The sequence below is a fragment of the Blautia stercoris genome (assembly GCF_054657695.1).
Window position 1 is genome coordinate 210,452 of the sequence record NZ_BAAHYF010000002.1, and the last position, 13,482, is coordinate 223,933.

At 40.6% G+C, this 13,482-nt stretch carries 6 protein-coding genes; all 6 read left to right on the forward strand.

What is annotated here, in order from left to right; genetic code table 11:
- Positions 1-141 precede the first annotated feature (141 nt).
- From ACYQ2D_RS10740 to ACYQ2D_RS10765, 6 genes are read left to right on the forward strand one after another with little or no spacing between them, the layout of a single operon-like run.
- On the forward strand, positions 142-2,436 hold the full coding sequence (locus ACYQ2D_RS10740) for a hypothetical protein (protein ID WP_459785405.1): 2,295 nt from the start codon (positions 142-144) through the stop codon (positions 2,434-2,436).
- Positions 2,437-2,481: 45 nt separating this feature from the next.
- Positions 2,482-3,417 carry an AAA family ATPase gene (locus tag ACYQ2D_RS10745; protein ID WP_117457335.1) on the forward strand — a complete coding sequence of 312 codons (936 nt, stop codon included), beginning with the start codon at positions 2,482-2,484 and terminating at the stop codon, positions 3,415-3,417.
- Between the two features lie 8 nt (positions 3,418-3,425).
- Positions 3,426-4,592, forward strand: coding sequence for a DUF58 domain-containing protein (locus ACYQ2D_RS10750; RefSeq protein WP_459785406.1), 1,167 nt, complete (start codon positions 3,426-3,428; stop codon positions 4,590-4,592).
- A gap of 47 nt (positions 4,593-4,639) precedes the next feature.
- Positions 4,640-7,027, forward strand: a complete 2,388-nt coding sequence (locus ACYQ2D_RS10755) for a transglutaminase-like domain-containing protein (RefSeq protein ID WP_459785407.1) — start codon at positions 4,640-4,642, stop codon at positions 7,025-7,027.
- 12 nt (positions 7,028-7,039) lie between these two features.
- On the forward strand, positions 7,040-12,046 hold the full coding sequence (locus ACYQ2D_RS10760; protein ID WP_459785408.1) for a hypothetical protein: 5,007 nt from the start codon (positions 7,040-7,042) through the stop codon (positions 12,044-12,046).
- 37 nt (positions 12,047-12,083) lie between these two features.
- Positions 12,084-13,340 carry a prenyltransferase/squalene oxidase repeat-containing protein gene (locus tag ACYQ2D_RS10765; RefSeq protein ID WP_459785409.1) on the forward strand — a complete coding sequence of 419 codons (1,257 nt, stop codon included), beginning with the start codon at positions 12,084-12,086 and terminating at the stop codon, positions 13,338-13,340.
- Positions 13,341-13,482 lie beyond the last annotated feature (142 nt).

Here is a 13,482-nt window from a genome sequence, read left to right on the forward strand (position 1 = left end):
GTACGGACAGATTAACATTTGATAGAAAATCAATGTGTTACAAAAAAACAGTACAGTAATAAACAGTAATAAAACAAAGGAAGAGCAGACCCTGGCGACAGGGGTCTGTTCTTCTCTATATAAAAAGAGCAGGTAGAAGATATGAATTTACGGAATTTCTGGAAAAAAATAAAAAAACCATTTATGACCGTAGCAGCAGTGATTTTGGTTCTGCTGCTTTTTGTCGTATCTGTGACACAGAATCAGGCAGCACCGGAAAATCCTATGGAAAAAGAAAATGCAGACCCATCCCGTATGTATGTGACCTCCTCCAGTCTGGCCATGGATGAGTCACTTCTGGACAGTGTGGAGAATGCCAATATCAATACGGGAAATCAAGAGAATCAAGAAGAACAGGAAGAGGAGCAACAAGAAGAACAAGACGAAGAAAATCAGGACGAGGAGCAGCAAGAAGAACAACAGCAGGAAGAAAATCAAGAAGAGAATTCGGATAATTCTACAGAAACACAGGAACAGCAAACTTCTGAGGAACAGCAGCAGGTTTCACAGACTCCTCTTGACAGTAATTCGGAACAACTTGACAGCTTGCTTCCAATTGTAAAAAAAGATAAAACAAAAAATAATTCCGGTACAGGACCATCCGGCGGTGACAGTCAAAATGGAGGAAATGGAAATTCCGGAAATAGTGGTCAGGGAACCGGTGGCAATGGCAACGGAAAAGGAGACGGCGACGGGGACAGCCAGAAAGATGGAAAACAGATTGTGGTAGCACCGGAAAATTCTGAAGCGTATTTTACGACAAGTTTGAAAAACGAAGTTGTAACGGAAGCAGAATATCCATTTTCAATTACGTATCATTCCAAACTTTCTGTGATTAGTACGGTAGTTGACATAAATGGGAATCAGCAGAATTATAACGGAAGCATTACTCTTTCTGAAGGTGAAAATAAAGTTACAGTTTATGTGACATTTCGTGATAAATGGAGCAATATCCGAGTCTCTTCTCCAACCTATACGATTTATTACAATCCATCCAATCAGATTTTGATTATTGCCGATGAGTTAAAAGCATTAGATGGACAGACGGTGCAGGAACAACAGCTTGATTTTACCGCTTATGCCTTAAAAGGAACAGAGCGGGTAAAATTAATCATCCGAAGAAATAGTGAAAAAGCCCTAAAATCGACCGATGGAGATACCGCTTATACAGAAACTTTAAGTGAAGGAAAGAATGTATTTACATTAATTGCGGGAACCGGAACAGCAACGGTATCAGAGAATTATACAATTTACTATGATTCTCAAAAACAGGCGGACGATTTTACTTTGACGCTTGAGGGTGAAAAAAATTCGAGTACGATTACCCCGCAGATGAGCGGAGGTTCTCAGACGTTTCGATATGAAAATAATACAAATAGTTTTCGTTTCCGTTTCAATCACAGTCAGATTACCGGAAAAGAAGAAATTACAAGTGTGGTCTGCGGAGACAGCAGAGGTGGAACATACTCGCCGTCTGCCAATTCAAATGGCTGGTATACAATTTCTCTGTATGCAGACAGGGAGATGCCAATTGCAGTTGGATTTATTGATTCCAATGGAAATTCGGGCAGTTATACCTGGAATATCGAATTTAACCGAACCGGTGAGACACCATCCAATATGGCACCGGTTGTGGAACATAATTTAAAATCAGAATACAACACCGAATATGTGGATTTGAATGTTTCTGCAAAAGAAGTCAGTGGTGGCGGTGGCGCATTAAGTGCAGACAACATGCACATTTACGTCAATGGAGAAGAAGTAAAATATCGTGGTTGTTCCGGAACTGCTTATGAATATCTCCTGCATCTTCAGCAGGGAGAAAATGAAGTTGTCATTTCTGTAAAAGATAATCAGCAGTATGAGACGACGAAGACCTATACGGTACTTTATAATCCGTCCCAGATTACCGTTACCTTCCAGTTAGAAGCCGGAACAGTCGGTCTTGGAATGTTGATTCCACGTCATGAAGTAACAATAGATGGAAACACCACGCTGGCACAGCTAGTCGAACAACAGCTTGCTGAATATAGTTTTACTTCTATGATTACAGGAAGTGTGGACAACAGTTATTATCTTGCCGGAATCAAAAAGCCGGGAATGACAAATGGTCTTCGTGTACCGGATGAATTGAAACAGATGATTATTGAGGATGGAATGGGCTGGACCGGAAGCTATCAGACCGATGCCTTATGGGAAAAAGATTTTGCACAATGGTCAGGCTGGATGGTCTGCGTCAATAATTATTACGTCGGAACAGGAATGGCAAGCAGAAATCTTTCTGACGGAGATGAAATTCGTGTCCGTTACACCCTGGCAGGAGGAAAGGATATCGGTCAGTATGGAAATGAAGGTGTATACGGAAATGTTCAGGGTAATTATGGCAAAGAATGGTAAAAGAAACAGAAAAATAAAGAATCAGGAAAAGAGAGGCAGGAATAGATGAATACAAAAACAGAAGAAATTCTGAAAGAATTAAATAAAATCATCGTGGGAAAAGAAGCGGTGCTGGAAAAGACATTGATGGCAATTTTATCAAGGGGTCATATTTTGTTAGATGACGTACCTGGGGTGGGAAAGACCACGCTGGCACTTGCATGCTCTAAAGTATTAGGTCTGGATTATCATCGAATTCAGTTTACACCAGATGTTGTGCCGTCCGACATCATTGGCTTTTCAATGTATAATAAAGAAAGTGGAACATTTGAATATAAGCCAGGTGTGGTTATGACAAATCTTTTGCTTGCGGATGAAATTAACCGTACTTCCAGTAAGACGCAGTCTGCGCTTCTGGAAGTTATGGAGGAAGGACAGGTGACAGTAGATGGAGAGACGCATGAATTGCCAAAACCGTTTGTGGTACTTGCAACCCAGAATCCGGTTGGTTCTGCAGGAACTCAGTTGCTGCCACAGGCACAATTGGACCGTTTTATGATTCGTATGGAAATGGGATATCCGGATTTTCAAAGTCAGGTCAATATCCTGCGTGACCGTCAGACAGAGAATCCACTCGATAAGGCAGAGCAGGTGACATCAACCGATGAAATCTTAGAAATGCAGGATGAAGTCACACAGATTTACATTGAAGATAAAATTTTAGAATATGTTACCTCTCTGGCAATGAATACCAGAGAACAGGAGATGATTCGTTTAGGAGTCAGTCCTCGAGGGGCACTTGCGGTGACCAGACTTGCCAAGGCAAGAGCTTACGTACAGGGAAGAGATTATGTCACCCCGGAAGATGTGCAGAAAGTCTTTTTGGACGTCTGTGCGCATCGTATTATTTTAAATCCAAAGGCAAAAATTGCAGCACTTTCGGCTTCGGATGTTTTAATAGAAGTTTTAAAACAGACAAAATCGCCGGATAATGGTCGATAGGAGAGACTATGGCAAAATCAAGGATTCTATGGGGACTCGAACTGATTTTATGCGTGATGTTTTATGTATTTACAGATAGTTATGCAGGGCTGTGGCTGTTGGCAATTTCATTGGTGCTTCCGATTGTTGAGATGATAGGGGCAGAGATTTGTGCAAAAAAACTTTTCGGAACTTTAGGCATAGACAATCTGGGTGAAAAACAAAAAGACATGACAGCCATGTTAAAGATTAAGAATACAGGTTTGTTCCCCTTTGACAGAATAATTGCAAAGATAAAATGCGAAAACATGCTGACAGGAGAGGCAGAAGAGTATGAGATTTTAGCTTCTGCTCCCGCAAAAACAGAAACACTTCAGCAGTTACAATTAAAAAGCAGGCACTGCGGAAAACTTTGTCTGGGCTTAGAAGGATTTTTGGTAATGGATTATTTTGGACTTAGAAAAACAAAAATTCCAGCAGATTCTGAAAAAATGACATTGATTACTCCGAATACTTTTGGACTTCAGGTGGAAGTGGTTTATGGGGAAAATGCAGTGCTGGATGCCGAAGAATATTCTATGAGCAAAGCCGGATTTGACCCAAGTGAAACATTTGCAGTCAGAGAATATCGTGCAGGTGACCACATTCATCAGATACATTGGAAACTTTCAGAAAAATTAGATGGATTAATCGTAAGAGATTATGGACTCCCGGTGCAGAATACCATTTTACTTTTACTAGAGACCGGATATCCGGAAAAAAGCGAAGAATTTCCATCGCAGATGGAAAAGCTGGTAGAATGTCTGGTATCGGTTTCACAGGAAATGTGCGAACAGCAGATTGTACATAGTATTGGCTGGTATAACCATAAAGAGCAGACTTACAGCAGTGCGGAAATTGACAGTCTGGAAGAATTTACAATGATACTTCCGGAATTTCTTTCAGCGGTTCCGGGAGAAGATGGAACTTCGGTTCTCGGTCATTACATGGAACAGAGAGAACAGTGTGAGTTTGCACATCTGGTTCTATTCACTCCGTATCTGACGGCAGATGCCTTGGCTTTGGCAGAACGGTGTCTGGTGACGGAAGTGATTTGTGAGAAAGAGCCGAGAGGTGAATTTACGGAGGAAGGGGCGCATGTGATTTCCGTATCGACAGAAAATGCCGAAGCGGAACTCTCATATCTTGAAATATAGGTGGAAAATTCCGCAAGCAAGAGAAAAAATTATAGGTGGTTCGATTCATGAAAAAAAATCAAAAAAACAGTACAGGAATTCTGCTTGTTGCTGTACAGACAGAAAAAAATCAAAAACAAAAAAGAATAGAAAATTTCATAGACGGACTGCTGGTATGGATATTTGCAATGCTGACAGGCATCGCCGTCTGCAACATGTTTGGAATAAAGGTAAATGCACTGCCTGCCATTGCAGGAATTGTGTTTGCGGTGTATCTTTCTTTTGAAGCTGAGTGGAAAGGAAAACTGAAAAAATATGCACTGCTTGCAGAAGTTTTGCTGCTGATACTGGTGCTTCTCCTCTTTCATAAAACGATACTGGATGGATGGAATCTGTTTTTAAACCAGATTTTAGATGAAATCAAACAGCACCTTCCTTATATTTATCCGCAGTATCCGGTATCAGATGGAGATCTGTCAGACAAGTGGAAACTTTCGGTTACGATGGCGGTATTGGTTGTGGTTATCGAAAAGATAAGTACCGTATTTATCAAGATGGAAAACCGGTGGATAACCGGTCTGATTGGACTTATGTGGATAACTTTACAGATTGTGCTCGGATTTGGTCCATCGTTTGTTTTCAATGTTGTATTTTCAGGTGCATTGTTATTGATATGGTTTCGGATGCATCGAAAAGAGGAAACCGGAAGCAAAGAAAGTGCCTTAAAAATAGAAAGTGCCTGTTTTACAGCAGGTATGATTTTGTTTGCAACACTTATTTTCATGCTGCTTGTGCCCGAAAAAGAATACTCCAAAAATGAAACAGTCAGCAAGTTAGAAGCTTCGATAAAAGAAAAAATAGAAGATTGGCGGTATAGTGGAAGTTATGATGCGATGCCAAAAGGAGATTTTGAAGGACTTTCTTCTTTGAAATTAAAAGATGATGAGGTGCTTGAAGTGACAATGAGCGACCCACAGTCTTATTATTTAAGAGGATATACCGGCAGTGTTTACAATAAACATGGTTGGGAAACAACCGATAAAAAAGTACTTTATAACGCTTCGGATTTATTTTACTGGCTGCATCAGGATGGATTTTTCGGACAGGAAACCTTACCGCTTGCATCTTTAGCTTTAGATGAGACGACAAAAGAAGAACCGGAAAATACTGTCACCATAAAAAACTTAAAAGAGAACAGCCGTTATCTGTACACACCTTATGAACTTACCGGAACAATACCTGATAAAAATCGAATCGGAGATGAAGGTGTTATTGCAAAAGGCTTAAAGGGACAGCGAAAATATACTTATACGGCACTGGAAAATCAGATTAAAAAATATCCGTCTCTTACCGCAAAACTTGCAGATACAGAAAATCTGGATGAAGAGGGAAAAGCGTACAGTGAAAAAGAAGCATTTTATAATCAATATGTCTATGAGACCAATTTGGAACTTCCAGAGTCTGTTGAGACAGAATTAAAAGAGATACTTGGAGAGTATACCCTTGCAAATGGCAGTACTCATTTTGATTATACAAAGGCGAAACAGAATATTTTATATGTGTTGAGTTCCCGCTGTACTTACAGTGAAGAAATCAAAAAAGAAACAGGAGATTTGGATTTTTTAACGAATTTTCTTGAAAATACCAAAAAAGGTTATTCCGTGCATTATGCGACAGCGGCAGCATTGATGTTCCGGTATTATAAAATTCCGGCAAGATATGTCGAGGGGTATGTGATTACACCGGACGATGTCAAAAGTATGAAAGCCGGAGAGCCTTATACCGTAGATGGAACGCATGCACATGCATGGGTGGAATATTATCAGGATGGAGTTGGCTGGCTTCCATTTGAATCGACTCCTTCCTATCTTGGAATTATGGAGACCGCAGAAGATTATCAGGATATCTCGGGAATTACTTCGGGTATTGGAGCAGATGACGAGCAGGAACAACAGGATGAACAGGATAATCTTGAGGACGAAGAACAACCGGAAGAAGAGGAAGATGAGATTGACTGGATTTTGATACTGGAAATGCTTCTTGGTATCTTGATTGTACTGATTACCTTGTTTTTGATTTTAATTATTGTAAAAATCATCCGTGAGCGGATTCGCTGTCAGAAGATAAAAAAATTATTTGACAGTGAAGATTATAATCAGGCAGTCAATGCATTGTTTGAATATACCATGAATATTTTAGCAGTCTTTGGTTTGAAAGTGCGAAATGCTTCTTTGTATCGTTATGGAAGTCAGATAGAAAGCTTGTTTGATGAAGAAATGAAAACAGAATATACCAAGGTGGTAGATATCAGACAGGAAGCCGTTTACAGCAGCCACAGCATAGCAAAAGAACAGAGAGATTTTGTTATGGAATTTAAGAATAAGGTCTGGGAAAAAGTTTACAAAGAAGCAGGATGGCTGGAACGATTCCAGTTGAAGTTTATTTATTTCCTGTAAGGTGGAATCAAAATGAAAAAGAAAAGTTATGGAAATAAACTGCTGGCATGGGTACTTGCCCTGGCAGTTAGTATGACTCTGGTTCCTGTCATGGGACAAAGAGAAGTACAGGCAGCAAAAATTATGAATGCCTGGGATGGAGAGACAACCGAAGTTCCAAAAACCGATGAAAATGGAACGTATCAGATTTCAAACGGAGCAGAGCTTGCGTGGTTTGCAAAGAAAGTAAATGACGGCGCAAGTTCGATAAACGGAGAACTGACGGATAAAATTTATCTGGGTGATGGAACGTCTCAAAATAAATGGCTGATGATTGGCGATACTGCCGAACATGCCTATAAAGGAACATTTAACGGAAATGGCTATACGGTATACTTTTTAGATGCCGAGATTTCAGAAGAAAATCCAGACGTGCGTTATGCCGGATTATTTGGTGTTGTTGATGGCGGAACCATTTCCAATGTAAAAGTATCCGGAGAAGTTCATAATAATTATGCAGCTTATAAGACCGAGGGAAAGTATGAAAAACTCTATATCGGAAGCGGAGGAATTGCCGGTTATTTAAAAAGCGGAACCATATCCGGCTGTACCAACTATACGGAAACCACGATGGCAGGAGAAGCCCTTCGTCGTAATGCAGGTGGAATTGTCGGAATCTGTTCCGGGACAGTCAGACGTTGTGTCAATAATGGAACGCTTTCTACCAAGGTAAGATTTGCACAGCATAACATCGGTGGAATTGCCGGAATGGAAGTCGGACCAAATGCAGTCATTCGTTACTGCGAAAATAAAGAAGCAGTGCAGGGGTATTATTCGGTTGGAGGAATTGCCGGAGGAGTCTATCAGGGTGCGACGGTGCAGAATTGTTATAATAAAGCAAAAATCAGCGGAGTGGATACGATTGGAGGAATTGCCGGTGGTGTCAATGAAAGCAGTGTCTATGCAGATGGAACGGTAAAAGAATGTCTGGTTCAAAATGTTTACAATCAGGGAGAACTTGGAGGATTGGTTTCCTATACAGGAACGATTGTCGGAGGAATCGTCGGTAAACTGGGTTATACCGATACCAAAGAAGAAGAGAATCCGGCACAGCCAGTCATTAAAAATGCCTATAACATTGCAGTCTATACGAATAAAACCTTTGAATACAGAGGCGCAATTATCGGTATTTTTAAAAGTGGAAAAATCGGACGCGTGTATGCACTTCGAGCTGATTCTTCCTACAATCTGGATTTATACTCTTTTAAAGAAGATAAAACGACAGAAATTATTGACGAGACGGGTCTTTATATCGAAAAAACAATGAAAAGCCAGAAAATGATAACGAAACTTGGTTCTGCTTTTATTAAAGCAAGTATTTTTGATGCGGGAGGCGGGTATCCTAAACTGGCTTTTGAGGAACAGACGACGGATTTAAAGAGCAAAATTGATTCTGCAATTGAAGAATTACAGGGCTGGCAAAGCGAGGAAAATAAGAAGAAATATGGAACAACTTATATTTTAATCGAACAGACAGTGGAAAATTATTTAGAGAAAATTGATTCGGTTGTGACTCAGGATGATTTGGACAGCGTCATGAAAGAGGCAAGAGAAGCCCTTCAAAAAATCAAACCTGGTTCGGAAGTCGATTCCAAATTGTTAGAGGCAAGAAATAATGCAATCTTAGAGCTTGCACAGTATCAGGAAGAACTCTTACAGGGCAGTGAAAAATGGAGTGAGGAACAGATTGCCGAGCTAAAACAGACAGAAGAACAATTTGAAGATGAAATCGAAAATGCCCTGACCATTGCTGACGTCGAAGCGTTATTAAAAACTGCGAAAGACCGTTTGAATGAATTGTCCATCGAGTATACCGAAAGTGCAAAGTTAGGAGAAATCAAAGCGTCTGCAATCGAAGAACTGAAAAATTATGCTTCGGATGTTACGGTTGATGAAACCTGGAAAAATAAAATCGAAACGGCAAAAGCAGACGGAGAAAAACAGATTCAGTCAGCGAAAACCAGCAAAGAAGTCGCTTCTGCCCTTGCTGAGGCAAAGAAACAAATCGATGAGATTTTAAATACTATTCCGCAGGAAGGTGCATGGGACGGAAAGAGCACAAAAGAACCGAAATTTGCAGAAGGATACTATCAGATTTCAAACGGTGCGGAGCTTGCCTGGTTTGCACAACTGGTAAATTCCGGCGTAACAGGGGCGAAAGCAAATGCAAAACTGTGCGATGACATCAATCTTGGAAATCACAATTGGACACCAATCGGAAGCAGTTCTAAAATTCCATACACCGGAAGTTTTGATGGACAGGATCATGTTGTGCGTGGGCTTAGAATCGAAAGCGGCGACACATACGCTGGTCTGTTTGGTATCGTATATGGCGACGAAAAGCAAAGCATTGAAAATCTTACCGTAAAGGGAAGCATTGAATGCAGCAAAAAAATTGCTTATGCCGGTGGAATTGTGGCATACATGCACGGAAAAAATGAAAGTCAGCGAAATTATATCCGAAACTGTCACAGTGAAGTACAGATTCAGGTGAAAAATGCAAAACGTCACCGTTCAGCAGTCGGAGGAATTGTCGGTTATGCAGATAAGATGTGGGTGAACCAGTGCTCAAATAAAGGAAATGTCAGTCTGGAAAGTGCCGGAGGAATCCAGTTCTATGCCGGAGGAATTATTGGAGATATGGCAAATTCTGTCAGTGTTCGCCAGAGCGTCAACCGTGGCAGTGTTGAAGCAGAGTTTTGTGCAGGCGGACTGGTTGGACGTATGAGTGGAAGTAATGGTGCAGTGACATCCAACTATAATACCGGAGATGTACTGGCAAATTCTTATGCCGGCGGTCTGATTGGTGTTATGACCGGTGCCTCAGGCGGTTCACAGATTTCCTGTTGCTATAACATTGGAGATGTGAACCTGAATATCAGTGGAAAATGTATCGGGGCACTCTTTGGAGCAATGTTAGATGGAACCTATACGAATCTGACGGCGCTCAAAAATCCGGCAAATGCCTCCCTTCCGTTAGTTGGTTTATTAAACGGAAGTGCAAGTACCGGGGAATATCTGGAAGCGGATAAGATGAAAACAGAGAGTTTCTTAAATGCACTGCTTGCATCGGGAAATCATTTTATCAAAGATTATATGAACACACAGGATGGATTTCCGATTTTAAAATGGGAATTAAATCTCGAAGAGTTCCGTGCAGGGGCAGTCAAAGATTTACAGACTTTTGTAAAAGCAGAGGAATATACAGAAGAAAACTGGGTACAGGTATCGGCTCTGATAGCAGAAGGCGTCGAAAAATTACAGTCTGCAAAGAATATGGACGAGATGAATGAAATTCTGACAGACAGTAAGCAGAAGATTTATGAAATCGAAACCTTAAAAGAAGCCGAACAAAAACAGTTAGAATCAGCCATTGCATCGGCAATTGAAGAATTGCAGAATTATGCGGATGAAACTGCATATCGTGAAGCGGAAAAAATTCAGCTTGAAACTTATGTTTCCGATGGAGTGAAATATCTGCATCAGGCAGCCAGTATTGAAAAAGTCAATCAGATACTTGCCGATGTGAAATCCAGAATTGACCGTCTTGAGACAGATGAGCAGAAAACCCAGAAAGAAAATCAGGAGAAAATTTCTGCGGTAGAAGCTTATATTAATCAGATAGGAACGGTCAATTTAGAGAGCAAGACTTACATTAATCTTGCAAGAAGTGCTTATGATGAATTATCAGAAGAGTTAAAAGCAAAGGTCAGCAATTATGATGTGTTAGAATCGGCAGAAAAAGAATATGCCCGCCTGTTAGAAGAAAGTGAAGTGGATGAAGCTGATAAAAAGGCAGCATCAGCAGTGGATGAGTTGATAAATAAACTTGAACCTGTGACAATAGACAAAAAAGATGCGATTTTACAGGCAAGAAAAGCTTATGATACGCTCACAAAAAAACAGCAGAGCCTTGTGGCACATCCAGAATATCTGAATCGTGCGGAACAGACTTATGATAAGTTAAAGGCACAGGAAGTTTCCGCTGAAATCTCTGCGATTTTGACCGGAACAATTACCTTAAACAGTAAAGATGCCATCTATAAGGCACAGCAGTTATACGATGCCTTAACGGACAATCAAAAGAAATTAGTGACAAACTATAAGCAGCTTCAAAATGCAAAAGCGACGTATCAGAACCTGATTTTAGCGAGTCCGGTCATCGAATTAATTAAAAATATCGGAGAAGTGACGCTTGAAAAAGGCGGTGCGATTACCCGTGCAATCGAAGCGTATAATGCACTCACCGCAGAACAGCAGGAATTAGTCAGCAACTATTCGGTATTAGAAGATGCCTATCGGAATTATTCTGATTTATTGGCGGCGCATCAGGTCAGCACAAAGATTTCTCAAATCGGAGTGGTGACAAAAGAGAGTGGTTCTCTGCTTGGGCAAATCCGAAATGCTTACAACAATTTAAGTGACAGACAAAAATCACTGGTGGAAAATTATAGCGATTTGGAAAAGGCAGAATCCGCTTATCAGGGCTTAAACAAGAGTGATGAAACCAGCCAGATAAAAAATACTGCGGCAGCAGGAGAAACAGCTAATTCCCATGCAGGTGCGCATGAGAGTGGATATGCGAAACAAAATGGAAGCTCTAATGCAACTGGATCAGGAAATGCAGCAGAAAAATCAGGTAATGCTAAGAACGGAGAGCAGGCACAGGAAAAGAAAACCGAGGAGACTGCAAAAGAGAATCAAGAGGCGAAGGCAGAGGAAGCAGAAAATGCGGATGGAGAAGAAACTTCGGCAGAAAATGAAACTGCACTTTTGTCAGGAGAAGAAGGAGATGCCGGTGTAAGCATGCAGAATGGAGAAGAAAACACGGCAAAAGGCAGTGCACCGGCAGCACAAAATTACAGGGTAGTAAAGATTTTATGTGCGGTGCTTGGTGTACTTGTGACTCTGGTGCTTGCAGGTATTGGATTCATGGTAATTGGCTCAAAGAAACGAAAGAAAATTTTATTGAAGTATTGATAAATAGTATGTGTAAAATAAAAAGAGGAACTTATTTATGAAAAAATCAATGTTTACTCTGCTTATGACAGGAGTGCTGTTTGTAGGAGGGGCAGTACCGGTACAGGCAGACAGCGAGAAGTATCAGGTGGATGAAATTAAGTCCATTCAGGATGGAATTGTTTCCTGGGAAAAAGACCAGATGGGAATTGATGGGAAAAATCTTCTGGATGGCGTAGTACTGGAGAGTGCGGGAACTTCAGCAGGAGACTGGCTTGCATTTACAGTCAGCAGAATGGAACAGCCGGATAATCAAAATGGTTATCTTAGTGCACTGCAGGATCAGATAGAAACACTGTATGAAGATGATATTACAAAAACAGTGGAAGAACAGCACATGAATCCGACAGATTTTTACCGGGAAATTTTGACAATAAATGCCTGTGGGGGAGATGCCCTTGCTTTTGGCACAGATAAAGATAAAAAAGAAATCAATCTGGTAGAAGATGGGATTTTTGACTGTGTGTTTGAAAATCAAGATCCTGGAGTACAGGGCGCAAATGGTTATATCTGGGCACTGCTTGCATTAGACAGTAAAGATTATGAAGAACCGGAAGATGCTGTCTGGAATCGTGAAAAATTAGTGGATGCGATTCTGGAAAAAGAGCAGGAAGATGGAGGATTTTCACTTTCCACAGATGGAGATTCCGATGTGGATATCACAGCAATGGCACTCACAGCACTAGCTCCGTATAAAGATGAGGAAAAAGTAAGTACGGCAATTGAAAATGGATTTTCTTGGCTTTCCAGTCAGCAGCAGGCAGATGGAGCAATGCCATCTATGGGGGTAGAAAGTGTAGAAAGTACAGACTGGACGCTGATTGCAGTATGCAGTAATGACATCAATCCATTAGAAGATGCCCGTTTCTTAAAAGAGGAAAACAGTCTGTTAGACGGAATCTTACAGTTTCGGACAGAGAATGGAGGAATGGCTCATTCTCTGGCAGAAAATGAAAATGCACCAGATGCAATGGCAGGATATCAGACGCTTTATGCGCTTGAAAGTTATAAAAGATATCAGCAGGGAGAAAATACCCTGTTTGATTTAACAGATGCGCAGAGTGTAGATAACAGTGCACCACAGCAGGAGACTTCTAAGCTGAGACAGATGGCGGGAATCCTGATTGCGCTGGCTGTGCTTATCCTGATTGTGGTTGTTGTGCTTGTAATCCGAAACAGTCATAATAATAAAAAACAAAAAGAAGTAAAATTAAAAAAAGTGCAGGAAGCAGAAGAACAAGATGACTGGAATTAAATTCAAAAACAGCTATCAAATTGCTAAATTGGAGAAAATAAAAGGTGTTATCTGAAAACTGCACAAAAATAAATCGACGAAACTATAAAATATGTTCAAAAATACTCTTGTATTTTAAATAAAAAAAGAGTAAAACATAACA